21 protein-coding genes are annotated in these 25469 nt (G+C 71.8%); 17 read left to right on the top strand and 4 right to left on the bottom strand.

The window, feature by feature from the left end; all coding sequences use genetic code 11:
* Window positions 1-297: 297 nt before the first annotated feature.
* From eccCa to BT341_RS02565, 5 genes are all read left to right on the top strand, one after another.
* The gene (gene eccCa, locus BT341_RS02585) at window positions 298-4308 is read left to right on the top strand and encodes a type VII secretion protein EccCa (protein WP_072474739.1); all 4011 of its coding nucleotides are present in this window, start codon (window positions 298-300) and stop codon (window positions 4306-4308) included.
* A 112-nt stretch (window positions 4309-4420) separates the two neighbouring features.
* Complete coding sequence (locus tag BT341_RS02580; protein ID WP_072474738.1) at window positions 4421-6412, top strand: type VII secretion-associated protein; 1992 nt, start codon at window positions 4421-4423, stop codon at window positions 6410-6412.
* A 16-nt stretch (window positions 6413-6428) separates the two neighbouring features.
* On the top strand, window positions 6429-6764 hold the full coding sequence (locus tag BT341_RS02575) for a hypothetical protein (RefSeq protein WP_072474737.1): 336 nt from the start codon (window positions 6429-6431) through the stop codon (window positions 6762-6764).
* Between the two features lie 251 nt (window positions 6765-7015).
* The gene (locus BT341_RS02570) at window positions 7016-7333 is read left to right on the top strand and encodes a WXG100 family type VII secretion target (RefSeq protein ID WP_072474736.1); all 318 of its coding nucleotides are present in this window, start codon (window positions 7016-7018) and stop codon (window positions 7331-7333) included.
* Between the two features lie 61 nt (window positions 7334-7394).
* A complete protein-coding gene (locus tag BT341_RS02565; protein WP_072474735.1) occupies window positions 7395-7688 on the top strand; it encodes a WXG100 family type VII secretion target in 294 nt (97 codons plus the stop codon).
* A gap of 503 nt (window positions 7689-8191) precedes the next feature.
* Here BT341_RS02565 and BT341_RS02560 read toward each other — a convergent pair.
* Together BT341_RS02560 and BT341_RS02555 are read right to left on the bottom strand one after the other, a co-directional pair.
* A complete protein-coding gene (locus BT341_RS02560) occupies window positions 8192-8854 on the bottom strand; it encodes a DUF4333 domain-containing protein (protein WP_072474734.1) in 663 nt (220 codons plus the stop codon).
* Between the two features lie 29 nt (window positions 8855-8883).
* Entirely contained in the window at window positions 8884-9777 is an 894-nt protein-coding gene (locus tag BT341_RS02555) for a hypothetical protein (RefSeq protein WP_072474733.1), read from the bottom strand.
* Between the two features lie 261 nt (window positions 9778-10038).
* Between BT341_RS02555 and rplM the strand changes: the two genes are divergently transcribed.
* From rplM to glmM, 3 genes are all read left to right on the top strand, one after another.
* The gene (gene rplM, locus BT341_RS02550; RefSeq protein WP_004560141.1) at window positions 10039-10491 is read left to right on the top strand and encodes a 50S ribosomal protein L13; all 453 of its coding nucleotides are present in this window, start codon (window positions 10039-10041) and stop codon (window positions 10489-10491) included.
* Between the two features lie 11 nt (window positions 10492-10502).
* Entirely contained in the window at window positions 10503-10997 is a 495-nt protein-coding gene (gene rpsI, locus BT341_RS02545) for a 30S ribosomal protein S9 (protein ID WP_072474732.1), read from the top strand.
* A gap of 173 nt (window positions 10998-11170) precedes the next feature.
* A complete protein-coding gene (gene glmM, locus BT341_RS02540) occupies window positions 11171-12505 on the top strand; it encodes a phosphoglucosamine mutase (protein ID WP_072474731.1) in 1335 nt (444 codons plus the stop codon).
* Here the strand turns inward: glmM and BT341_RS02535 are convergent.
* On the bottom strand, window positions 12491-13375 hold the full coding sequence (locus tag BT341_RS02535) for a cytochrome P450 family protein (RefSeq protein WP_072474730.1): 885 nt from the start codon (window positions 13373-13375) through the stop codon (window positions 12491-12493). The two genes, glmM and BT341_RS02535, sit on opposite strands and share 15 nt — an antisense overlap.
* Before the next feature lie 30 nt (window positions 13376-13405).
* Here BT341_RS02535 and BT341_RS02530 point away from each other — a divergent pair, with 30 nt between their 5' ends.
* From BT341_RS02530 to BT341_RS02510, 5 genes are all read left to right on the top strand, one after another.
* Window positions 13406-14950, top strand: a complete 1545-nt coding sequence (locus BT341_RS02530) for a fatty acyl-AMP ligase (RefSeq protein WP_072474729.1) — start codon at window positions 13406-13408, stop codon at window positions 14948-14950.
* Complete coding sequence (locus BT341_RS02525) at window positions 14943-15197, top strand: acyl carrier protein (protein WP_072474728.1); 255 nt, start codon at window positions 14943-14945, stop codon at window positions 15195-15197. The genes BT341_RS02530 and BT341_RS02525 overlap by 8 nt, the downstream gene beginning before the upstream one ends.
* Window positions 15198-15314: 117 nt before the next feature.
* Window positions 15315-15626: a hypothetical protein gene (locus BT341_RS02520; protein ID WP_245804868.1), complete on the top strand. Its 312-nt coding sequence runs from the start codon at window positions 15315-15317 to the stop codon at window positions 15624-15626.
* Window positions 15626-18175, top strand: coding sequence for a hypothetical protein (locus BT341_RS02515; RefSeq protein WP_072474726.1), 2550 nt, complete (start codon window positions 15626-15628; stop codon window positions 18173-18175). The genes BT341_RS02520 and BT341_RS02515 overlap by 1 nt, the downstream gene beginning before the upstream one ends.
* 14 nt (window positions 18176-18189) lie before the next feature.
* Window positions 18190-18645, top strand: a complete 456-nt coding sequence (locus tag BT341_RS02510; RefSeq protein WP_072474725.1) for a hypothetical protein — start codon at window positions 18190-18192, stop codon at window positions 18643-18645.
* A gap of 4 nt (window positions 18646-18649) precedes the next feature.
* On the opposite strand, the gene BT341_RS02505 is transcribed toward BT341_RS02510, so the two are convergent.
* Window positions 18650-19474, bottom strand: coding sequence for a dienelactone hydrolase family protein (locus BT341_RS02505; RefSeq protein WP_072474724.1), 825 nt, complete (start codon window positions 19472-19474; stop codon window positions 18650-18652).
* Window positions 19475-19737: 263 nt separating this feature from the next.
* Between BT341_RS02505 and glmS the strand changes: the two genes are divergently transcribed.
* From glmS to xylB, 4 genes are all read left to right on the top strand, one after another.
* Window positions 19738-21600, top strand: coding sequence for a glutamine--fructose-6-phosphate transaminase (isomerizing) (glmS, locus tag BT341_RS02500; protein ID WP_072481746.1), 1863 nt, complete (start codon window positions 19738-19740; stop codon window positions 21598-21600).
* Window positions 21601-21618: 18 nt separating this feature from the next.
* Window positions 21619-23058 (top strand): bifunctional ADP-dependent NAD(P)H-hydrate dehydratase/NAD(P)H-hydrate epimerase, encoded by a 1440-nt coding sequence (locus tag BT341_RS02495; protein WP_072474723.1) that lies wholly within the window; start codon window positions 21619-21621, stop codon window positions 23056-23058.
* A gap of 157 nt (window positions 23059-23215) precedes the next feature.
* Window positions 23216-24049: a DeoR/GlpR family DNA-binding transcription regulator gene (locus BT341_RS02490; protein ID WP_072474722.1), complete on the top strand. Its 834-nt coding sequence runs from the start codon at window positions 23216-23218 to the stop codon at window positions 24047-24049.
* A complete protein-coding gene (xylB, locus tag BT341_RS02485; RefSeq protein ID WP_072474721.1) occupies window positions 24039-25469 on the top strand; it encodes a xylulokinase in 1431 nt (476 codons plus the stop codon). Before BT341_RS02490 ends, xylB begins: the two co-directional genes overlap by 11 nt.

The following is a 25469-nucleotide window of genomic DNA, read 5'->3' as shown; positions in this document are numbered from 1 at the left end:
CCCGTAGCCACTCCAACTGCCCCCGCTCGGTCGATACTGCTCCCGGGGGAACTTATACCGAACCACGGCGCCGTCATCAGGGAACGTCCGAAATTCACCGTCATCCGCAGGTCGGCGCCCGGAAACGCGGATTACTGTCGGTGCCGGGCCGTACACTCGCCGGACGAGGGCGGGGCATCGCCAGCGAGGGGTTCCGGCATCCGCCGGAATTCGCCCGCGGCGTTCGATAGGTTGTTGCGCGCACCTTGCGCACCACGCGGTGGCCGCCATCGTCGAGTTTGAATGAGGGGTCCTTCGATGAGCACGCTGCAGTTCAAGAAGTCGCCGCGGCTGGCGGCACCGCGCCCGCCGGGTGGTGAGGTGCACCTCGAGCCGCCGCCCGAGGTGCCCCGCGTCATCCCCGGCAACATCGTCATGAAGGCGCTTCCGGTCGTCATGATCGTCGCGTCGCTCGGGATGATGGTCTTCATGTTCCAGGCCAGCAACCGGAACCCGATGATGATGGCCATGGGCGGCATGATGGTCGTCGGGACGCTCGGGATGATGGCCGGTGGCGGCGGCAAGGGCGGCGGTGCCAAGCGCGCCGAGATGGACGAGGACCGCAAGGACTACCTGCGTTACCTGGGCCAGATGCGCGACCGCGCCCGCGAAGCCATGGTCGACCAGCGAGCCGCCCTGGAATGGGTCCACCCCGACCCCCAGTCCCTCTGGTCGCTGGCCGCCAGCCGCCGGATGTGGGAACGCCGCCAGAACGACCAGGACTTCCTGCACCTGCGCGTCGGGCGCAGCTCGCACCGCCTCGCCACGCGGCTGGTCCCGCCGCAGACCGGGCCCGTCGACGAGCTGGAGCCGATCGCCACCCTCGCGCTGCGCCGGTTCGTGCGCGCGCACTCGATCGTGCCGGACCTGCCGACCCAGATCACCCTGCGCGGGTTCGCCGCGGTGAGCATGCAGGGCGACCGCGCGCTCACCCGCGGCCTCACCCGCGCGATGCTGGCCCAGCTGGTCACCTTCCACAGCCCCGACGACGTGCTGATCGCGGTCGCCACGGCGGGCCGGGCGAAGGAGGAGTGGGAGTGGGCGAAGTGGCTGCCGCACGTCCAGCACCCGACGTTGTCGGACGGCATCGGCCAGATGCGGATGATGGCCGGTTCGCTGGCCCAGATCGAGAACTGGCTCGACGAGGAGCTGCGTGACCGCCAGCGGTTCTCCCGCAACGCCACGCCGGCGCCGGACCAGCCGCACGTCGTGATCGTGATCGACGACGCCGAGGTCACCCGCGAAGAGCAGATCATCCTCGAAGAGGGGCTCGTCGGCGTCACGCTGATCGACCTGTCCGACTCCATCGGCAACCTCGCCGCCCGCCGCGGCCTGCGGCTGGTCGTGGAGGCCGAGCGGCTGGGCGCGCGCAGCGCCGGCGGTGTCGAGTGGTTCGGCAGGCCGGACACGCTGAGCGTGGTCGAGACGGAGTCGCTGGCCCGGCTGATCTCGCCGTACCGCGTCGGTGGCGCGGGCGGGCAGGACGTCGGCGACGAGGAGCCGCTGCTGTCCAACCCGTCACTGCTGGAGCTGCTCGGCATCCCGGGCGACCCGATGACCTTCGACGTCCAGCAGGCGTGGCGGCCCCGCCCGATCCGCGACCGCTACCGCGTGCCGTTCGGCGTCGGCGAGTACGGCCAGCCGGTCGAGCTGGACATCAAGGAAGCGGCTGCCGAAGGCATGGGCCCGCACGGCCTCTGCATCGGCGCGACCGGTTCCGGCAAGTCGGAGTTCCTGCGCACCCTGGTGCTGGGCCTGCTGGCGACGCATTCGTCGAGCACGCTCAACTTCGTCCTCGTCGACTTCAAGGGTGGCGCGACGTTCCTTGGCCTGGACAAGGCCCCGCACGTCTCGGCGGTCATCACGAACCTCGCGGACGAGGTCACGCTGGTCGACCGCATGAAGGACGCGCTGGCCGGCGAGATGAACCGGCGCCAGGAGGCGCTGAAGAACGGCGGCAACTTCAAGAACGTCTGGGAGTACGAGAAGGCCCGCGAGAACGGCGCCGACCTCGACCCGCTGCCCGCGTTGTTCATCGTCTGTGACGAGTTTTCCGAGCTGCTGAGCGCGAAGCCGGACTTCATCGACCTGTTCGTCGCGATCGGCCGGCTGGGCCGGTCGCTGCAGATGCACATGCTGCTCGCGTCCCAGCGCCTGGAGGAAGGCAAGCTGCGCGGGCTGGACTCGCACCTGTCGTACCGGATCGGCCTCAAGACGTTCTCGGCGGCGGAGTCCCGTGCGGCGATCGGCGTGCCGGACGCGTTCGAGCTGCCGTCGGTGCCCGGTGGTGGCTACCTCAAGTACGACACCTCGACGCTGGTGCGGTTCAAGGCGGCCTACGTCTCGGGCCCGTACCGGCCGGCCGGCATCAAGGCGGCGGGCCCGGCGGCGACCGTGGTGCGCGCGGACAAGCGGCCGCAGCTGTTCGTTCCGGACTTCGTCGAGCTGCCGAAGGAGCCGGAGCCGCAGCAGATCGAGGCGCCGGTGGCCCAGCAGCCGCAGTCCGAGGAGGCGGTCGAGCCCAGCGAGCTGGACGTCATCGTCTCGCGGCTGGTGGGCCAGGGCCCGCCGGCGCACGAGGTGTGGCTGCCGCCGCTGAAGGACCCGAACTCGCTCGACACGCTGCTGCCGAACCTCAACCCGACCGACGACCGCGGCCTGTCCCCGGTCGGCTTCTTCGGCAACGGGCGGCTGCAGGTGCCGCTGGGCATCATCGACCGGCCGTACGAGCAGCGGCGCGACCCGCTGTGGGCCGACTTCTCCGGCGCGGCGGGCCACGGCGTGATCGTCGGCGGGCCGCAGTCGGGCAAGTCGACGATGCTGCGGACGCTGATCATGTCGATGGCGCTGACCCACACCCCGGAAGAGGCGCAGTTCTACTGCCTCGACCTCGGTGGCGGCACCCTGGCGGGTCTGGCCGACCTGCCGCACGTGGGTGGCGTCGCGGTCGCCCGGCGCGAGCCGGACAAGGCCCGCCGGATCGTGGCCGAGCTGACGACCCTGCTCACCGAGCGGGAAGGCCGGTTCGGGGCGATGGGCATCGACTCGATGACCGAGTTCCGCAACCGCAAGCGCCGCGGCGAGATCCGGCCGGAGCAGGACCCGTTCGGCGACGCGTTCCTGGTCGTGGACAACTGGCGGGCGCTGCGCGACGACTTCGAGGAGCTGGAGACGACGATCACCCGGCTCGCCACGCAGGGTCTGTCCTACGGCGTGCACGTGATCATCGCGGCGAACCGGTGGGCCGACATCCGCCCGGCGATCAAGGACATGCTGGGCACCCGGTTCGAGCTGCGGCTCGGTGACCCGACCGAGTCGGACATCGACCGCCGCGTCGCGGTCAACGTCCCGGCGGGGCGGCCGGGCCGTGGCCTGACGCGGGAGAAGCTGCACATGCTCGGCGGCCTGCCGCGGATCGACGGGTCCAGCGACCCGGAGACCATCGCGGCCGGCGTCGCCGACGCGGTGGCGAAGATCCGGGGCGCGTGGCGCGGCCGGGTCGCGCCGCAGGTCCGCCTGCTGCCGGAGCTGATCACCTACGAAGAGGTGCTCAAGCTCGACAGCCACCGCGACTCCAAGCTGATCCCGATCGGCGTCAACGAGGAGGACCTGCAGCCGATCTACCTCGACTTCAACGCCGAGCCGCACTTCTACGCCTTCGCCGACGGCGAGTCGGGGAAGACGAACCTGCTGCGGCAGATCGCCCGGGGCATCTCGGAGCGCTACACGGCCAAGGAAGCGCTGATCCTGCTGGTCGACTACCGGCGCACGATGCTCGGCTTCATCCAGGGCGACTCGCTGCTCGGGTACGCGGTTTCGGCCGCGCAGCTGGAGAGCATGGTCAGCGACGTCTTCAACTCGATGACCCGGCGCCTGCCCGGCCCGGACGTCACGCAGGAGCAGCTGAAGACGCGGTCCTGGTGGAAGGGCCCGGAGCTGTTCATCCTGGTCGACGACTACGACCTGGTCGCCACCTCGACGAACAACCCGCTGCGGAAGCTGTCGGACTTCCTGCCCCAGGCCAAGGACGTCGGCCTGCACCTGGTCGTCGTCCGGCGCACCGGTGGCGCGAGCAAGGCCATGTACGACCCGATCATCGGCAAGCTCAAGGAGATCGCGGCACCGGGCATGGTCATGAACGGCTCGCGCGACGAGGGCGCGCTGGTCGGCAACATCAAGCCGTCCGCGATGCCGCCGGGCCGGGGCAACATGCTCACCCGCAAGTTCGGCAAGCAGCTCATCCAGGTCTCGTGGATCCAGCCCGACTGAACGCGTCGGCGGGGCGTGCCGCGGCGGAGGGTAGGTTCCTCCCCGGGAGTGCGCCCCGCCGACGTGCTCGGCTGGGTGCGGGGGATCGCGACGAATACTGCGGGAGCTGCTGGTGACGGTCCGGGTAGCGGTGGACTTCGGGACATCGAGCACCTGCGTCGTCGCCTCGGTGAACGGGCGCGACCCGCAGGTCGTGGTGATCGACGGCCAGCCGCTGATGTCCTCGGCGGTGTACGTGGCGGCGGACGGCACGCTGTTCGTCGGCCAGGAGGCCGAGCGGCAGGCGGCCGTCGACCCGTCGCGGTACGAGCCGAACCCGAAGCGGCGCATCGACGAAGGCGAGCTGCTGCTCGGGGAGAACGTCCTGCGGGTCACCGACGTCGTGCACGCCGTGCTGGCGCGGGCGGTCGCCGAGGCACGCCGCCTGGCCGGCGACGCCGAGGTCGACCTGCTGGTGCTGACCCACCCGGCGGACTGGGGCGCGATCCGCACCCGGCTGCTGCGGCAGGCGGCCGGCGGGCTGGCGCGCGAGGTCGCGCTGGTACCGGAGCCGGTCGCGGCGGCGGTGTACCACGCGGCGACGTTCGCGCCGCAGGACGTGACGAACGACCGCACGGTCGAGTTCAGCGGCCGTCCCGGCGACGCGCTGGCCGTGCTGGACCTCGGTGGCGGCACGGTCGACGTCAGCGTGGTGCGGCGGCTGCCGCCGGAGACCGCGCGGGACCGGGCCGGCCGCCCGCAGCGCGGCGGCTTCCAGGTGCTCGCCACCCGCGGCGACCCGGCGTTCGGCGGCGCGGACATCGACCAGGCGCTGCTGGAGCACGTCGGCTCGCTGGTGTCCGCGGCCGACCCGGACGCGTGGCGGCAGCTGGTCGAAGGGCGCGAGCTGGTGGACCGGCGCCGTCGCCGGGTGCTGCGCCAGGACGTGCGGGGCGCGAAGGAGACGTTGTCGCGGCACGCCTACACGGACGTGCCGATGCCGCCGCCGTTCGCCGACGCCCACGTCACCCGCGAGGACCTCGAACGGCTGATCGCGGCCCCGCTGGGCCGCGCGGTGGAGCTGACCGTCGCGGCGATCTCCGACGCGGGCCTGCGGCCGAAGCAGCTCACGGCCATCTTCCTGGTCGGCGGGTCGAGCCGGATCCCGATGATCTCCCGGCTGGTGCACGAACGCACCGGCGTCGTGCCGACGAGCCTCGACCAGCCCGAGACGGTCGTCGCGCGCGGCGCGCTGCGGGCGGTCCTGGTGGACCCGGACCGCACCGGGGCGCTGCCCGGCGAGGCGATGGCCCGGCTGGGCGCGGTCCCGGGCGGCACGCTCAGCCCGGCGGCCCAGCGCACGGAGGTCGTCCGCCCCGGTGACGTCGCTCCGCGCCCCAGCCCGCCGCGGACGCCGCCGCCCGGGTCGTTCGGCCCGCCGCCGAACGCGAACCGCCCGGCACCGCCGCCTTCACCGCCCCACGGCCAGCCGGCGGCCCGTCCGTGGACGCCGCCGGCCGGGCAGCCCGCCTCGCCGCCCGCGGTCCGGCCCGCCCCGGAACCGGCCGCGAAGAGCCGCCGGAAGCTCTGGGGTGTCATCGCGGTCGCGGTGGTCGTCGTGGCCGCGCTCGTCGTCGGCGGGGTGCTGGTGTTCAACCGCTCCGGCACCCAGGCGGAGACGGGCCGGACGCTCTCGCAGTACGACTTCAAGTTCGTCGCGCCCGAAGACTGGGTCCAGACCGACGACCGGGTCGCCGACCGGCAGGTGGTCATCCACCCGCAGGAGTCCCGCGACGGCAACGACCTGCTGGTCGCGCAGGAGTACGTGATGGACTACGACGCGACCGCCGACCCGCAGAAGCTCGTCGACGAGCTGGAGCGCAGCGCGAAGGAGCAACCCGAGCGCTGGAGCGCGGTCAACCCGAGCCTGTCCTACGCCGGCCGGACCGTGATCGGCTACCACGAGAGCAAGCCGGACCGGCCCGACCTCCAGGTCGACTGGTACGTCGTGGCGAAGGGGCGGATCCGGGTCCACGTCGGCTGCCAGTACGCCACGGCGCAGCTGCGCGACCGGGTCACCGCGGCCTGCACGCAGGCCGTGCGCACGGTCGACATCGTCAACTGAGAGAGGAGGGCACGCGGTGCCGTCCGAAGAGTTCGAAAGCGCCGCGGCGTCCTTCCGGCGGATCGGCCAGGACGCGGTGACGCACGCCCGCCGCGTCGCCGGGAACGCCAAGGCGCGGAACCAGCGTCACCACAGCGAGAACGCGGAGCTCCTGAAACGCGGCGGCCGTGGCGAGAAGCCGGGTGATCCGACGCCCGGCACGTTGCGCGCGGCCGCCGAACGGTTCCGCCGGGCCCGCGGGCTGAGCGTCCCCGAGGTTCCTTCGCGTTCGCAACCTCCCGTTCGTGCCCCTCGGACGGGTGACCAAGACGAAGACTTTTCCCAGATGCGAATCATGAAACGCGACGGCTGACCATCGGCCGGAGATCGCTGTGCGTGTGCTAACTCCGCTGGTGGAGAACGCGTTTTCGGGTGGCGCATCGCCGCTCGGGTGGCCCCGCGGAATACGTGCGGCGACCGGTTCCCGCGGCGGGCGTTCACTCAAGCAACTACTTGGGGGCAAACCACGACAAGGGGGAACCGGTCATGGCAATGTCTGCGTCGTAGGGCCGTACAACGAACGAACCCGGTACGGCCGGCCACTCTTACGAAGGGGGTTCCAGCATGGCTGGATTCCAGGGAACACCGCAGCAGTTCACCGAGGCCGAGGGTCGCGTGACCGAGGTCCGCACCAGCATGGACGGCAACCTCGCGACGCTGCGCGACCGCATCGAGGCCACCCGCGCCGGCTGGCAGGGTGAGGCCCAGAAGGCGTTCGACCACGTCATGCAGCGCTTCGACGACGACGCCCGCCAGATGAACCAGGCCCTGCAGCGCATCGCGGACCTGCTCCGCGAGGCCGGTTCGAAGTACGAGCGTTCCGAGCAGCAGCAGCAGGAGACGATCGCGGCCCTGAACAAGGGCTTCGAGGCCCTCGGCTGAGCACCGTTCCCCGACTTTCTTTTTCCCGACCAAAACTTTCGCAGCACAGAAGGAGCACATCATGCCCGATGGCGCCGGCATTGTCGTCAATTACGCCACCATCCACGCGGCCGCCGAGGACTGCAACAGCACCGGCAACGAGCTGCAGCAGGCCTTCGACCGCCTGAAGGACGACCTCCGCCCGCTGGTCACCACCTGGACCGGTGCCGCGAAGGAGCAGTACGACCAGGCCCAGCGCACCTGGGACCAGAAGTTCGAGGACCTGAAGCAGGTTCTGGCGCAGATCGCCGCCGCCCTGCCGCAGATCGCCGACGGCTACCAGAGCACGGACAAGGCCGTCGAGGGCCTGTTCTGATCGGGTGACCCCGGAAACCACGGCGGGCCCGCACTCCGGTGCGGGGCCCGCCGTTTTCTGTTGCACGGGAAGGAAATTGGCGGCCCCGCCGCCGGAACCGGCGTGGTGGGGCGGGAACCGGTGCGGAACCCGGACCTCGCGTGAGCGGGCCCGGACCGGCCCGGTGTGGTCAGAACCCGCGTGGTCGCCCCGGGACCGGCGCGGTGTAACCAGAACTGGTGTGATCCGGGGGCCGGAACTGGTGCGGTGATCCGGAACGTGGGTGGTCGTTGCCGGGACCCACGTGGTGGAGCCGGAACTGGCGTGGCCGCGGGCTGGAACCGGTGCGGGGGCCGGAACGGGCGTGGCGGAGCCGGAACTAGCGTGGCCGGGGCCGGAACTGGTGCGGTGATCCGGAAGTCGCGTGAGCGAGGCCAGAACCGGCGTGGCGGAGCCAGAACTCGCGCGCAGCACCGGAAACCGGCGTGATCGGCGCCGAGACTCGTGGCCCAGGCCGGGCGCACTCAGTGTGGGGCGCCGACCTCGTACTCCGGGCGGTCGTTGAGCACCCGGACCGTCACCTTCTTGTCCTGGCCGCCGATCTTCACCGTGCAGTCGAACGTCGTGCCGTTCTCGGCCGCTTCGTTCGCCGGGCACTGGGCGTCCTTCACGTCCGGCTCGCCGTAGTTCTCGTTCAGGACCTTCACCACACCGTCCTGAAGGGACTGCCGGTCCAGGACGTCGCCGCGGAACGCGCCCAGCAGCCACGCCGCTCCGCCGCCGAGCACCACCACCAGTACCGCCGCCCCCGCGATCAGCCACGGCTTCGTCGACTTCGGCTTCTTCTCCGGCTCGGCCTGGAACGCGCCTAGCCCGCCGTACTGGGCCGGCTGGAACCCGCCGCCGTACTGCTGCTGTCCCGGAGCGGCCGGCCAGCCACCACTGGGCGGCGAAGACGGCGAGGACGGCGACGACGGCTGCGGCTGCCAAGGCCCCGAGAACGACCCGCTCGCCCCCTGGTTCCACGGGCCCGTGTAGGAACCCGAGCCCGGGTCGGCCTGCTGCTGCCACTGGCCGGCGTGCGGGCCGGTCGCCTGCTGCTCGGGCTGCCAGCCCGGCGGGGCGCCCGGCGGGTTCGACGGCGGCTGCCACCACTGCGGCTGCTGCGGGTCGGGCGGCTGGGTCATCGGAGATCACCTCGGGTCGTGGTCACGCGTCAGCTGCCCTGCGCCTCGCCGAGCCGGCGGTAGAACTCGTTCATCGCCGCCCGGTCGGGCAGCACCGTGATCTGCGACGCGTCCGGCAGCTTCGGCATGTCCTGCAGGCTCGCCTTGCCGGTGAACCGGAAGTCGTACTTGAGCTCGAGCTGGTGGCCGTCGCCGGCGAACTTGGCCTCCATCACGAACGAGACCAGGCTGCCGTCCGGGTTCAGCGTGATCGTGGTCGGCACCGCCGCCTTCTTCAGCTCCGGCCCCACCTGGTCGACGATGCTCTGCGGCAGGATCTCGACCTTGTTCTTGACGAAGACCCCGAACGGCACGTTGACCGTCAGCGCGGTCTTTCCGTCGCCCATGCTCTTCGCCCCGCGGACCGCGCGCTTGTCGGCCTGGTAGGCGTCGACCGTCGAGTCGGCCATCCGGCACGGCGTCAGCACCCCGCCCCACACGCACGGCTGGACCAGCCCGGCCTCCGGCTTCGGCATCGACACCCACGCCGTCGGCGAGACGCCCGCCTGCACGTAGACCGGGCCGAGGTAGGTGTACTCGACCGCGCCGTCGGCCGGGGTGTACGTGTCGATGATCTCGTCGGGGTTCTTCAGGGAGCGGTGCCGCACCACCCGGCTCTCCGGGCTGCCGGTGCGGGCCGAGGTGACGACGCTGTGGATCCACTTGTCGTCGAACTTGAAGTACGCGTCCAGCGAGTTGGTGACGTCGCGCGTGTCGGTGATGCTCCGGCCGAGCTTGCCGATCACCTGTTCGAACTTGGCGCCGACGTAGTCGGCCGCGTCGTCGCCCTTCGGCAACGCGGTGCCCGCCTTCGCCTGGCCGCAGGCGCTGACCAGGGCCAAGAGGGCACCCAGGACGAAGATCGCCGTCGGTCGTTTCCGCATGCCGTCCCCTGCTCGAGTGTGCCGCCCGGTGGGTCCCATCCTCGCGTGTCGCGGCGGCGCGTGCAGGCACTTCGAGGGGAAAACCGGGTAGAGTCCCAGCTGCGCCAGGGCCGCTCGAAGCCTAGTATGGGCGCTCGCACCCACCCCCGATGCACGGGCGCGGTGGGCGTGGGGGTATCTTCATATGTCGTTGTGCGCTGCGGCGCGTAAGCGCTAGGCCCGCACAGAACCCACACGCAATGTTGACGACGAGGTAGACCCTTGCCCACGTACAGCCCCAAGCCCGGCGACGTCACTCGTGCCTGGCACGTGATCGACGCCGAGGATGTCGTGCTCGGAAGGCTGGCGACCGAGGTCGCCACGCTGCTGCGCGGCAAGCACAAGCCGACCTACGCCCCGCACGTGGACACCGGTGACTTCGTCATCATCGTCAACGCCGAGAAGGTCGCGCTCACCGGTAACAAGCGCGAGCAGAAGTTCGCCTACCGGCACAGCGGTTACCCGGGCGGTCTGCGGAAGCGCTCCTTCGGCGAGCTGCTCGACACCAAGCCCGAGCACCTCGTCGAGAAGGTCGTCAAGGGCATGCTGCCGAAGAACAAGCTCGGCCGCGCCCAGGCGAAGAAGCTGAAGGTGTATGCCGGCCCGCAGCACCCGCACGCCGCGCAGCAGCCGCAGGCGCGCGAGATCACCAAGATCGCGCAGGTCGCGCAGTGAGTGAGGAACAGTTGACCAGCACCGAGACCGAGACCCCCGAGGTCACGCCGGAGGCGACCGAGACCGGCGCCGTCGCGACCAGCGAGACTCCCGCCGCGCCGCGCCCGTCGCGGGCCGCGGGCGGCAACGCCCAGACCGTCGGCCGCCGCAAGGAAGCCGTCGTCCGCGTGCGGGTCGTCCCGGGCACCGGTGAGTTCAAGCTCAACGGCCGCTCGCTCGAGGAGTACTTCCCGAACAAGGTGCACCAGCAGCTCATCCGCGAGCCGCTGGTCACGGTCGAGAAGCCGGACTCCTTCGACATCTTCGCCAACCTCAAGGGCGGCGGCGTCTCCGGCCAGGCCGGTGCGCTGCGCCTGGCGATCGCCCGCGCGCTCGTCGAGGTCGACGCGGACGACCGCCCGGCCCTCAAGAAGGCCGGCTTCCTGACCCGTGACGCGCGCGCCACGGAGCGGAAGAAGTACGGCCTCAAGAAGGCCCGCAAGGCCCCGCAGTACAGCAAGCGCTGATCGCGCCTCTGGCGCAACCCACCGGAGCGCCCATCCGTCCACCGGATGGGCGCTCCGGCGTTTTTCACCGGAAGTTGTGTCGTTTCCGCGGTCCGGGGCGACATCGGGGGCAGGGGAGTGCGATCCGCCGGGATCGCTAGGTTGTCGTGGTGGTTGTACGAGGAGGTCGATCGATGGCACGCCTGTTCGGGACCGACGGGGTCCGTGGCCTGGCCAACGCCGAGCTGACGCCGGAGCTGGCGCTCTCGCTGGCGGCCAGCGCCGCCCGCGTGCTGGCTGCGCACGACCGCTCGCACCGGCCGGTCGCGGTCGTCGGCCGCGACCCGCGCGCCAGCGGCGAGATGCTCGAAGCCGCGGTCGTGGCGGGCCTCACCTCCGCCGGGGCCGACGTGCTCCGCGTCGGCGTGCTGCCGACGCCGGCCGTCGCCTACCTGGTCGGCGCGCTCGAAGCCGACCTGGGCGTGATGATCTCCGCGTCGCACAACCCGATGCCCGACAACGGCATCAAGCTCTTCGCCGCGGGCGGCCACAAGCTCCCTGACGGCATCGAGGACGAGATCGAGGCCGGCCTGTCCGCCGACGCGGTCCGCCCGACCGGCGCCGGTGTGGGCCGCGTCACGGACGTCGAAGACGCCCTCGACCGCTACGCCGCCCACCTCGTCAACGCGACGCCGCACTCGCTGGCCGGGCTCAAGGTCGTCGTCGACTGCGCGAACGGCGCGTCGTCGGCCGCCGCGCCCGAGGTCTACCGCCGCGCGGGCGCCGAGGTCGTCGCGCTGCACGCCGAGCCGGACGGCATCAACATCAACGAGCACTGCGGCTCCAACCACCCGGAGAAGCTGCGCGAGGCGGTCGTCGCGCACGGCGCTGACCTCGGCATCGCCCACGACGGCGACGCCGACCGCTGCGTGGCCGTCGACTCCGCCGGCGAGCTGGTGGACGGCGACCAGATCATGGCGGTCCTGGCCCTCGCCCTGGCGGAGTCCGGCGAGCTGACCAAGGACACGCTGGTCGCGACCGTGATGAGCAACCTCGGCCTGCACCTGGCGATGAAGGCGCACGGCATCACCGTCGTCACGACGGCGGTGGGCGACCGGTACGTCCTGGAGGAGCTGCGGGCCAGCGGTTACGCCCTCGGCGGCGAGCAGTCCGGGCACGTCGTGCTGCCGGCCCACGCGACGACGGGTGACGGCCTGCTGACCGCGCTGCGCCTGATGAGCCGCATGGCCGAGACGGGCAAGTCCCTCGCCGACCTGGCGGCCGTGATGAACCGCCTCCCGCAGGTGCTGGTGAACGTCCCGGTCGCGGACAAGGCGGCGGTCGCCGACTCGTCCGAGGTCCGTGATGCGATCGGCGAGGTCGAGGCCGAGCTGGGCGAAGAGGGCCGGGTGCTGCTGCGCCCGTCCGGCACCGAGCAGCTGGTCCGCGTGATGGTGGAGGCCCCGGCGCAGTCGACGGCCCAGGCCGCGGCCGATCGCCTGGCCGGCGTGGTCTCAGCCGTCTCGTAACCTCACGACCACCGGCGCCGAGGCCAGGCCGTGGAACACCGGGTGCGTCTTCCAGCGCACCTCACCCACCTCGCAGCCGCCCTCGAGACGCCGGGCCAGTGCGGTGAGCGCGATCTCGGCCTCGGCCAGCGCGACGCCGGAGCCTGGGCACGCGTGCCGTCCCAGGCCGAACGGCAGGCCGTCGGCCAGTGAGACCGCCACCGGGCCCGCCGGGCCGAAGCGCAGGACGTACCGCGCCGGGCAGATCGCCGTCACCATGTCGCGCACGCTCCGCGACGACCCCGAAGCCAGCTCCAGCCCCGCGCACGCCAGGAAGTTGAGCGAGTTCTCGTAGGCGGCGTGGGCCAGCACCACCGGGTTGAACATCAGCTCGTCGTCGTCGAGCCGCCCGGCCGCGTGCGCCTCCCGCAGCGCCGTCAACCCGCCCGGCTCGGCCTCGGCCCGGCTCAGCTGCACCGCCAGCCGGAACGCCGCCGCCTGGCCCGCTCCGTCCGTGCCGCCGAAGACGTCGAGGTTCGCCGTCGTCGCCTCCAGGCGGTCCAGGAAGACGTCGTCCAGGTCGACCCCGAGCACCGCGGACGTAACCGTGCCCGCCACCGGCCGCGCGAAGTCGCGTACGAGGTCGAACGCCGGACCCAGGCCGCCGACCCCGTCCTCGACCGCGGCGCGCAGCGAGTCCGGGAACGGCTCCAGCCCGGCGATGATCGCCCGAAGCACGCCACGCACCCGGGCGTGATCGTCGCCGTCGCGCAGCAGCACGCTCGGTGAGCCGCCGCCGGGATCCGACGTCAGCTCGGGGGAGCGCAGGGCGCGGGCGCACGCGTTGCGGCCGGAGACCACGGCGACGCCGTGCCGTTCGAACTCGTCCATCGGTTCGACACGGTAGGGCAGGATGGGGCCGTGCCGCCCGCAGATGTCCCGGATGACGTCCTGACCACGCCGTTCACGGACTACCTGCTCCGCAACGCGGCCGAAGACCGCCCGGCGTTCACCTGCCGCACCTTCCCCGGTCCGGTCGACCACACCCTGACGTGGCCCGAGGTGCTCGCCCGGGTTCGCGGCGTCGCCCGCGAGCTGCGACGGTTCACCAAAACGGGTGATCGGGTGGCGATCGTCGCCCGGCAGGACCTGGGGTACGTCGTCGCCTTCCTGGGCACGCTGTACGCGGGCCGCATCGCGGTGCCGCTGTCCGTCCCGACCAGCCGCACGAACCGCGCCCGGATCGAGTCGGCGTTCGCGGACGCCACCCCGGCGGTGTGCCTCACCTCGAAGGACCTCCTCGACAAGGTGCCGGCGGCCGTCGTGCTGGCCGTCGAGGACATCGAGCCCGGCGACACCGAGCCGCCCGCCGAGGTGGCGATGCGCGACCCGGCCTACCTGCAGTACACGTCGGGCTCGACCAGCCGCCCGGCCGGCGCGGTGATCTCGCACCGCGCGCTGGTGGCCGCCTGCTGGCAGACGACGCGGTGCTACCACGCCGACGCGTCGGCCCACCTCGCCGGCTGGGTGCCGTTCTTCCACGACATGGGCCTGGTCCTGCTCATCGGCACGCCCGTGTTCCTCGGCGCGCACTCAGTGTTCTTCACGCCGATGGAGTTCGTCCGCGACCCGCTGCGCTGGATCCGCCTGCTCGCCGAGTTCCCCGGCGTGGTCACCGCGGCACCCAACTTCGCCTTCGACCTGGCCGCCGAGGCCGCCGTCGAGCTGACGGACGTCGACCTTTCGCAGGTCAACTCGGTGCTCAACGGCAGCGAGCCGGTCCGCGCGGCCACCGTCGAAGCCTTCGAGCGGGCCTTCGCTCCCTTCGGGCTGCCGCGAACCGCGCACAAACCGTGCTACGGGCTGGCCGAGGCGACGGTGTTCGTCACGAGCGCGGGCGACGAAGGCCCCACCGTGACGACGTTCGACGGCGAGCCGCGCGTGTCGGTGGGGCGGCCGTACGGCCAGCGGATCCGCCTTGTCGACAAAGAGATCTGGGTGTCCGGCCCGAACGTCGCCGACGGCTACTGGGGCCGGCCGGGCCGTGGCGGCACCTTCACCGAAGACGGCTGGCTCCGCACCGGCGACCTCGGGTTCGTCCACGACGGCGAGCTGTACGTCACCGGACGGCTCAAGGACCTCATCATCGTCGACGGCCGCAACCACCACCCCCAGGACATCGAGGCCACCGTCGAGGCCGCGCACCCCGGCGTCCGGGCCGGGCGCGTCGCCGCGTTCGCCGTCCGGGACGAGCGGGGTGAAGGCGTCGCGGTCGTGGCCGGCTGCGTGAACCCGGACGAGACGGTGGCGAGGGCCGTGCGGCGGGCCGTCTCGGCAGGCCACGACCTGCCGCTGCGGGCGCTGTGGCTGGTCCCGCCGGGCGCGGTGCCGCGGACCTCCAGCGGCAAGGTCTCCCGCGCCGCGGCCCGCGAGCGCTGGTGGGGCGACAATGAGCGCCATGGATGACCTGGCCGGCTACACCGTCGAGATCCGGAAGATCGTCTGCACCGCTCTGCAGCTGCCGCCCGAGCGGCTCACCGACGAGACCCCGTTCGACGACATCGGCATGACGTCCCGGCAGCGCGTCCAGCTGCTCGCGCGGGTCGAGGTGCGCTACGGCGTGTCGGTCGACCTGGACGAGCTCGACCGGCTGGTCGACGTCCGCGGGGTCGCCGAGGTCATCGCCGAGGCGGTCGCGGCAAAGCCCAGGTAGGCCGCCCGGCCGACCGCTAGACTCTGTGTGCATCTGCGACGGCACCGAACGGCGTCCGGGCGCGTCACAGTCTTGAAACCCGAGCCAGGGACTGTGGGATCGAAGGGGGCAGCGACCATGCCAGACGGTTATGCGACGAGTTCCGAGGCGATGACGCGGGCGCAGATGCGCCTCGCGGACGTCGCCGACGACCCGGCAGCCGAAGCGAAGAAGGTCGCGCCGACCGAGCTGAAGAAAGAAGACATGGGCCGCGTCCACGGCGACGGTTTCGACAAGTACAAGACCGGCATCGACGAAATCGGCGCCGGCCTCACCGGGCTTTCCAACGCGCTGATGAACCTGGGCTCCGGCATCGGGACGGCCGGCTCCAAGTACTCCACGCAGGAGCAGGACGCCGGTGCGCGGGCGAACGCGGCGGGGAGCCGGTAATGGCCGACTGGGCGGAAATCAAGAAGATCCTCGACGACCCGAACGTCTCCATGAAGACGAAGTCGGAGCTCATGGAGGAGTACGACCGCAACACCTTCAACTTCAACGACGAAGAAGAGCGGTACGCCAAGGAGTACATCGAGGGGTATTCCGACGGCGACAACGACGGCTGGGATCCGTTCGACTCGAACGACACCGACGAAATCGTCGCCCGCGCGAAGCAGGAATCGGCCGCCAAGGGCAAGGAACAGCAGGCCCAGACCGACCGCAAGAACCAGGCGAAGAAGAACCTCGACGGAATCACCACGCCGACGCTCGGCGCGGGTGCGAAGACCTCCGACGAAATGCTCGACCAGGGCAACGTCGCCGTCGACTTCCTGGTGCAGTGGACCGACGAGATCTGGAACAAGATCAAGGGCGGCACCGGGCACATCGATTCGCAGAAGGACATCCGGGACAAGTTCCACGAGAACCGGGGCATCCAGTTCCAGAAGTTCCTCACCGAGGCCGACGACCTGGCCAAGGCGCACAAGGTCGTCGAAGACACGCTCACCAAGAGCGACACCGAGCTCCAGACCCTCTTCGGGGAGTGGAAGGGCAAGGGCGCGAACGCGGCGGAGATCAAGTACGACGAGGTCATCAAGCCGCACGCCAAGGAGCTTTCGCAGCAGATCGACGGCGCCGCGAAGCTGATCCCGCAGACCGTGACGCACGTCTACGACGCGGTCAAGAAGAAGGTCGACGAGGTCCTCGCGCTGCACCGCACGACGATCGCGCAGGCCGACATCAACATGGCCCGTGACGTCCTCAAGATCGCGAACGGCGAGACCGACAAGTTCGACGACTTCATGAAGGTCGCCGGCTGGGTCGACGCCGTCAACGCGAAGAACGGCAACCAGACGAACCTCGCCGAGCGGCTGCAGAACGACGACTGCGGCTTCAACGACGAGAACAAGGAGTACGGCCGCAACGTCTGCCGGTACTGGCGGGATGGCGCGTTCACCACGGAGTACCAGGGCCTGATCAACGCGTTCAACGGCTCCTGCAAATCCGCCAAGGACACGATCGACCAGCAGTTCGGCGCGCTCGAGCGGTTCATGGACGGCTACCGCAACCAGCTCACCGAGACGCAGAACACCGGCGGCGACAAGGGCGGCGACACGCACAACGGCAACGGCGGCGGCACGACCGGCGGCGGCGGGACCACCGGCGGCGGGGGCTCGACCGGCGGTGGTGGCAGCACGGGCGCTGGTGGCAGCACGGGCGGCGGGGGCAGCACGACGCCGTCGGCGGCCGAGCCGCCCAAGGCCGAGGAGCCGGCGAAGCACGACGACGGCAAGAACCCGATCACCGGCAAGCCCCTCGAGGTCGACCCGGCCACCGGGAAGCCGTACCCGATCGACCCGACGACCGGCGAAGCCATCAAGGACCTGGACGACACGGACACGGTGTCGGTCAAGAAGGGCGACAACACGATCGAGATGTCCGAGCCCGACAAGGAGGGCAAGCAGGACATCTCCGTGGACGACGGCCACGGCCACAAGAAGGACTACCACCTCGACTGGGGTGACGGCGACAAGGCCGAGGCGGGCAAGGACGGCGCCAAGCCCGCCGACGGCGGCTTCGGCCCGCAGGGCGCGGTCAAGGAGGGGCAGCCGTCGGCCGACGGCACCTACAAGCCGGGCCCGGACGGCAAGATCCACATCCAGGACGGCAACCTGAAGATCACCGCCGAGCGGCCGGAGGGCCCGAACGGGCCCACGATCGTGACGGTCGACGACGGCAAGGGCGAGCCGACCACGTACACGCTGGACGACAAGGACGACCCCAAGGCGGGCGAGGCCAAGGCGGGTGAGGCCAAGACCGACCCGGCCCGCACCACGGGCGACGGCGTCACCGGCTCGGCGATCCACCACGACCCGGGCGCCGAGCCGCCGCTGACGAAGGACCCGGCGCCGCCCCACCCGGACCCGGGCTTCACCCAGGGCGCGGCGGCCGCCGGTGGCGGTGGGTTCACCGCGCCGGGCGGGCAGGACTTCTCCGGTGACTTCGGCGGCGGTGCCGGTGGCGGCGTCGCCGCGGAGCCCGCCGTGGCGACGGCCGACGCCGGCGTCGCGGCCGGTGCCGGCGCGGCAGGCGACGCGACCACGACGGCCGGGGCGAGCGACTTCGGCTCCGCCGTCACCGGCGGTGGTTCGGCCGACTTCGCGGGCGCCGTCTCGCTCGACCCGGGTGCGCACACGGGTAGCGACGCGTCGCTCCCGATGTCCGACGGCGGTGCCGGGCTCGGCGCCACCCCGGTCGACCCGGGAATGCACCAAGCCACCGCGAGCGCGCCGGGCGGCATGAGCGGGATGACCGGCATGGGTGGCATGGGCGGCATGATGGGCGGCATGGGTGCCGCGCCCGGTGGTGGCGGCGGTGACCAGCAGCGCGGGCCGAGCCAGTACCGCATCGAAGGCGGCGTCTTCGAGACGAGCGGCGCCAAGGGCCGGATCAGCGGCTCGCTGGACGACGAGGGCGACCGGTCGATCCGGTACGACCGGTGACGGGAGGAGGGCCGATGAGCAGCGCCGAAGACCGGTACCGCGCGGCGATCTCGACGATGGAGGCCGCGGCGCGCGAGCAGGACGAGCAGCGGGGCCTGCGGGAGCGCCGGGTCGCGGAGGCGGAGGCGCAGGCCCGCGAGGGGCTGAAGCAGGAGCTGGCCGCCGCGCAGAAGTACGCCGAGCACATGGACGAGCTCAACAAGCGCAAGCAGAGCGCGGGCGGCTGGGCGACGGAGAAGACCCTGGCCGACAAGAGCCGCGAGTCGCTGATGGAGTTCGGCGTCCAGGACGAGGAAGCCGGCACCGGGTACCCGAACTACCCGACGCCGAGCTACGGAACTCCGGTCACGGCCGCGCCGCGCCCGGAGCCGGCACCGGAACCCCCGGCGCCGGAGCCCCCGCGGCGGGGCAGGCACGCCCGGCAGCCCGACGACGAGGACGACTTCTCCAGCACCAGCTGGCTCGTCTGAGCGCTCAGTGCGCGGGTTCTTCCTCGCGTTCGATGGTGGCGCGCTTGACGTCGGCTTCGAGCAGGGGCCGGTACTTGTCGGTGCCGGTCAGGTGCGTGAGGAAGAACGCCGTGAACAGCGCGCGCGTGAGCTGCTGCGTCTTGCGGTGCGGCTTGCCGTGCATGATCAGCTGTGACCAGTGCCTGCCCTCGGTGACGCCCAGGTGGGTCGCCTTGCCGAGGGTGCGCAGCTGGACGTCGTCGCCGCCCCAGGCGTTCGTGATCGCCTCGGCGTGCCCGACCTTCGGGGCGACCAGGTCCTCTTCGGCGGCGAGGTGCAGGCCGGGAACGGTGATGGCCTTCGCCGACTCGGTGGCGGGCGGCAGCGTCTGAGCGGCGGCGATGGTGGCGACGGCCTTGATCCGGGGGTGCTCGGCCGGCGCGTCCTGCGCCGCGGCGAGGACGGCCGAGCCGCCGCCGGTCGAGTGCCCGGCGAGGCCGAGCTTGGCGGGATCGACGCTGATGCCGTCCGGTCCGAGCCGCACGGTCGTGACGACGTCGAGGGTGGTCATCAGGTCGGCGGCGAGCAGCCGGTGCGACGGCAGCGGCCCCCGCTGCGTCGCGGGCGCGGCGGCGACGATGCCCCAGCTGGCGAGGTGGTGCAGCAGCTGCCGGTACCGCTCGGGCGGCTGCAGCCAGCCGTGCCCGAAGGCGACGGCGGGCAGCCCGAGGCCGGCGCGTGGCGTGAAGACCACGCCGGGCAGGCCGACCAGGGCGAGATTGCCCCGCAGGACCTCGTGCGGGCCCGGGTGCGTCAACTCCGCGAGCAGCTGCTTGGGCTTGCTGGCCATGGCCGGAACCCTACTGTGCGAGCCCTCCCGCGGCTCGCCCGCCGCCCCGGCCCGAGCGCCCCAATGTGGCCTTGGGTGCGTCAGACGCACCGAAGGCCGCCTTGGGTGCGTCAGACGCAACCAAGGCCGCCTTGGGGCGCTTGGGTGGATCGTTCCAGGCCGGGGTGGATTGGTTTGAACCACCCGGCCGAGTGTTCGTGCAGGTCAATCGGCCTTTCCGGACCCCGTCAACCCGCTGAACGTCCCTCGTTAGGCTGGTGCGCGTGTGTGGAATCGTGGGATATGTCGGGCACCGCCCGGCTCTGGACGTCGTCCTCGGCGGGCTCCGGCGCATGGAGTACCGCGGTTACGACTCGGCCGGTGTCGCGGTCCTCGACGGCGCCGGTTCGCTGACCGTCGAGCGCAAGGCCGGGCGCCTGGCCAACCTGGAAGCCGAGCTCGACAAGGTCGGCCGCGACCACTTCGGCGGCACCGCCGGCATGGGGCACACGCGCTGGGCCACCCACGGCGCGCCGATCGACCGCAACTCGCACCCGCACCGGGACGCCTCGCAGCGCGTCGCCGTCGTGCACAACGGCATCATCGAGAACTTCGCCGCCCTGCGCGCCGAGCTGGAAGCCGACGGCGTCGAGATGACCAGCGACACCGACAGCGAGACGGCCGCGCACCTCGTCGCCCGCGCCTACGCCGACGGCGACACCAAGGGTGACCTCGCCGCCAGCGTCGCCGCCGTCTGCCGCCGCCTCGAAGGGGCGTTCACGCTGGTCGTGACGCACGCCGACGAGCCGGACACGATCGTGGCCGCGCGCCGGTCGTCGCCGCTGGTCGTCGGGGTGGGCGACGGCGAGCACTTCGTCGCCTCCGACGTCGCCGCGTTCATCGAGCACACCCGCGAGGCCGTCGAGCTGGGCCAGGACCAGCTCGTCGTCATCACGCGCGAGGGTTACGAGGTCACCGACTTCCACGGCGACGCCGCCCAGGCGAAGCCGTTCACCGTCGACTGGGATCTGTCGGCCGCCGAGAAGGGCGGCCACGAGTACTTCATGCTCAAGGAGATCGAAGAGCAGCCCGAGGCGCTGGCCAACACGCTGCGCGGGCACTTCGAGTCCGGCCGGATCATCCTCGACGAGCAGCGCATCTCCGACCAGGACCTGCGCGACGTCGACAAGGTCTTCGTCGTCGCCTGCGGGTCGGCCTACCACTCCGGCCTGGTCGCCAAGTACGCGATCGAGCACTGGACGCGGCTGCCGGTCGAGGTCGAGCTGGCGTCCGAGTTCCGCTACCGCGACCCGGTCCTGGACCGTGACACGCTGGTGGTCGCCGTCTCCCAGTCGGGCGAGACGGCGGACACGCTCGAAGCCGTCCGGCACGCGCGCGAGCAGAAGGCGCGCGTCCTGGCCGTCTGCAACACCAACGGCGCGCAGATCCCGCGGGAGTCCGACGCGGTCCTGTACACCCACGCCGGGCCCGAGATCGGCGTCGCCTCGACGAAGGCGTTCCTCGCGCAGATCGCGGCCAACTACCTCGTCGGCCTCGCGCTGGCACAGGCCCGCGGCACGAAGTACCCGGACGAGGTCGCGCGCGAGTTCGCCGAGCTGGAGGCCATGCCCGCGGCCGTCCAGAAGGTACTGTCCACTGTGGAGCAGACGCGCGAGCTGGGCCGTCGCATCGCCGACTCGCGCGCGGTGCTGTTCCTCGGCAGGCACGTCGGCTTCCCGGTCGCGCTCGAAGGCGCGCTGAAGCTCAAGGAACTCGCGTACATGCACGCCGAGGGCTTCGCGGCCGGCGAGCTCAAGCACGGCCCGATCGCGCTGATCGAGGAGGGCCTGCCGGTCGTCGTCGTGATGCCGTCGCCCAAGGGCCGCGCGGTGCTGCACTCGAAGCTGGTCTCGAACATCAGCGAGATCCAGGCGCGCGGCGCCCGCACGATCGTCATCGCGGAAGAGGGCGACGAGACCGTCCGGCCCTTCGCCGACGAGCTGATCGAGGTGCCCGCCGTGCCGACGCTGCTGCAGCCGCTGGTGTCCACGGTGCCGCTGCAGGTGCTGGCCGCGGAGATCGCCCGCGCCCGCGGGTACGACGTCGACAAGCCGCGTAACCTGGCGAAGTCGGTCACTGTCGAGTAACCCGCGGGAGGCCCCGCCGTGCAGGGAATCTGGACCACGGAACGGATTCGCGAGGCGGAGGGGCGGGCCTTCGCCGTGATGCCCGAGGGCGAGCTGATGCGGCGGGCGTCGTTCGGCCTTTCGGTGCAGGTCGCGGACTTCCTCTCCGAGTACGTCGGCACGGTGTCCGGACGCCGGGTCGTGCTGCTCGTCGGCTCCGGCGACAACGGTGGTGACGCGCTGTGGGCCGGGGCGTTCCTGCGCAAGCGCGGGGTCTCCGTCACGGCGATCCTGCTGAAGCCGGACAAAGCGCACCCCGCGGGACTGCGGGCGCTGCGCCGCGCCGGTGGGCGCGTGGTGTCCGCCGAGGACGGTCCACAGTGGATCAAGCGCGCCGACGTCGTGGTCGACGGGATCGTCGGCATCTCCGGCCGCGGCCCGCTGCGGCCGGACGCGGCGCGGCTGGTGGACCTGGCCGAGGCGCCGATCGTCGCGGTCGACCTGCCCAGCGGCGTCGACCCGGACACCGGCGCGGTCGACGGCCCGGCGGTCAAGGCGGCCCGGACGGTCACGTTCGGCGCGCTCAAGCCGGTGCACGTGCTCGCGCCGTCGTGGTGCGGCGAGGTCGTGCTGGTCGACATCGGCCTCCAGCTGGAGAAACCCGATCTCCGCCTGCTCGACATCGTCGACGTCGCGGCGGCCTGGCCGGTGCCTGGACCGGAGGACGACAAGTACAGCCAGGGTGTCGTGGGCATCGCGGCGGGCTCGGCGACGTACCCGGGTGCGGCGGTGCTGGCGGCCGGCTCGGCGGTCCGCGCGACGGCGGGCATGGTGCGCTACGCGGGCCACGCGGCCGACGTCGTCCGGGCGCAGTGGCCGGAGATCATCGCGACGGGCACGGTCGCGGACGCCGGGCGCGTCCAGGCGTGGGCGGTCGGCCCGGGCATCGGCACCGGCTCGGAGGGCCGTGACGTGCTGCGGTACGTGCTCGGCCAGGGCGTCCCGGTCTGCGCGGACGCCGACGCGACCACGATCATCGCGAAGTCCCCGGAGGTCCTCGACGCGCGCGACCCGGACACGCCGCTGGTCCTGACCCCGCACGCGGGCGAGTACGAGCGCCTGATGGGCCGCAAGCCGGGTCCGGACCGCGTGACGGCGGCGCGCGAAGCGGCTTCGAAGTACAACGCGGTCGTGCTGCTGAAGGGGCACTGCACGGTGGTCGCGGCCCCGGACGGCCGGGTGGCGGTGAACACCCCGCGTGGCGCCTGGCTGGCGACGGCGGGCTCGGGAGACGTCCTGTCGGGCCTGGTGGGCTCGCTGCTGGCGGCGGGCCTGGACCCGTGGCTGGCGGCCGCGGCCGCGGCGCACGTCCACTCGCTGGCGGGCGCGATCGCGGCCCAGAACGCCCCGACCTCGGCGTCCGGCCTGGTCCACGCGATCCCGGAAGCCATCCGCTCGATCCGCTCCCTCGCGACCTGACCCAAGCGCCCCAAGGCGGCCTTGGTTGCGTCAGACGCACCGAAGGCCGCCTTGGGTGCGTCTGACGCACCGAAGGCCACATTGGGGCGCTTGGGGCGTGCGAAGAGTTATCGAGTTCTCTGTTAACTCCGGGCGATAAATCTGGTAAGAATGCTGTGTGAGCGGCGGCACAGTACCCGGAGACCGGAAGACCCGGCCGTCCGATGCCGTCGTCGAACGGCGGCGGCAGGACATCCTCGACCACGTCATCGAGCACGGCGAAGCCCGCATCGACGACCTCACCGCCCGCTTCAAGGTCAGCCTCATGACCATGCACCGCGACCTCGACGACCTGGCCGAACGCCGGCTCCTGCGCAAGCTGCGCGGCAAGGTCGAGGCCTACCCGGCGCTCACCATCGAGACCGCCGCCCGCTTCCGCGACACGCTCCACCACGGCGAGAAGGACGCGCTCGGCGCGGCCGCCGCCAACCACGTCCAACCCGGGCAGACCGTCTTCGTCGACGACTCCACCACCCTCCTTCCGCTGGTCAGGCGGCTCGCCGAGATCGACGCGCTCACCGTCGTCACCAACTCGCTGCACGCCGCGCGGCTGCTCGGGCCCAAGGTCGACGTGGTCCTCGCCGGCGGCCGGTACAGCCACGAGTACGACTCCTGCGCCGGCCCCGAGGTCCTCAACCTGCTCGACTCGATCCGCGCGGACGTCTCCTTCGTCTCGGTCACCGCCGTCGCCGTCGGGCGGCTCTTCCACCCCGACCGCGACTACGCCGAGCTGAAGAAGGCCGCGCTGAAGATCGCCAACCAGAACGTCCTCGTCGTCGACCACTCGAAGTTCGGCCGCACCGCGACCTACGCGCACGGCGACGTCGGCGACTACGACCTGCTGATCACCGGGCAAGCCACGCCCACCGAGGAGATCGAGGCCGCGCTCAACGCGGGCACCGCGATCGAGATCGTCGAACACGTCGCAGAGGGGCAGCCCTATGACAGCTGAGCTGGTCGCCGGCATCGACTCGTCCACGCAGTCGACCAAGGTCGTCGTGTGCGACGCCGAAACCGGCGAGATCGTCCGCACCGGCCGCGCGCCGCACCCCGACGGCACCGAGGTGCACCCCGACGCCTGGTGGAGCGCCTTCCAGGAAGCGACGAACGGCGTGCTCGACGGCGTCAAGGCCATCGGCGTCGGCGGCCAGCAGCACGGCATGGTCACGCTGGATGAAAACAACGACGTGGTCCGGCCCGCGCTGCTGTGGAACGACACGCGCTCCGCGCAGGCCGCCCTCGACCTCGTCGACGAGCTCGGCGGGCCGTCGGTCTGGGCGAAGTCCGTCGGCTCGGTGCCGGTCGCGAGCTTCACCGTGACGAAGCTGCGCTGGCTGGCCGACCACGAGCCGAAGCTGGCCGACCGCGTCGCCCGCGTCCTGCTGCCGCACGACTGGCTGACCTGGAAGCTCACCGGCGGCGACCCGGTCACCGACCGCGGCGACGCGTCCGGCACCGGCTACTTCTCGCCGTCGGACAACTCCTACCGCCTGGACGTCCTGAGCCACGCGTTCGGCGGCCGGACGCCGGAGCTGCCGACCGTGCTCGGCCCGGCCGACGTCGCCGGCCACACCCCGGACGGCGTGCTCGTCTCGGCGGGCACCGGGGACAACATGGCCGCCGCGCTGGGGCTCGAACTGCGGCCGGGTGACGTCGTCGTGTCGCTCGGCACCAGCGGCACGGTGTTCGGCGTGGCCGAGACCGGTGCGGCCGACGCGTCCGGCGAGGTCGCCGGGTTCGCCGACGCCACCGGCCGGTTCCTCCCGCTGGCCTGCACCCTCAACGCCGCCCGCGTCCTGACCGCGACGGCCACCATGCTCGGGGCGACGCTGAGCGAGTTCGACCGGCTCGCCCTCGGCGCCGAGCCCGGCGTCGGCGGCCTCACGTTCCTGCCTTACCTCGACGGCGAGCGCACCCCGAACCTGCCGGGTGCCACCGGCTCGCTGAGCGGCCTGACCAGGGCGAACATGACGCCGGAGAACCTCGCGCGCAGTGCCGTCGAAGGCATGCTCTGCGGACTGGCCGCCGGCCTCGACGCCGTGCGCGCGCACGGCCTCGACGTCGAGCGCGTGCTGCTGATCGGCGGGGGCGCGCAGTCGGCCGCCGTCCGCGCGGTCGCGCCGCTCGTCTTCGGCGTGCCCGTGCAGCTGCCCGAAGTCGCCGAGTACGTCGCGCTCGGCGCGGCGCGGCAGGCGGCGTGGGCCCTGGCTTCCAGTGCGGAACCCCCGTCCTGGCAGGAAAACCGCAAACCCCGGCTCGAGCTGGACGAGCCGACCGAGGCGCAGCGCGCCGAGGGCCACCGGATCCAGCAGCGCCACCTCGAAGCCCGCGAAGCGGCGTACGGGGCCCGGCGGAATCTCGGAGAGGACTGA

It is taken from the genome of Amycolatopsis australiensis, from assembly GCF_900119165.1.
Classification (GTDB): domain Bacteria; phylum Actinomycetota; class Actinomycetes; order Mycobacteriales; family Pseudonocardiaceae; genus Amycolatopsis; species Amycolatopsis australiensis.
The sequence above is the reverse complement of the archived record's forward strand: the minus strand, read 5'-3'. Positions and strand labels throughout refer to the sequence as shown.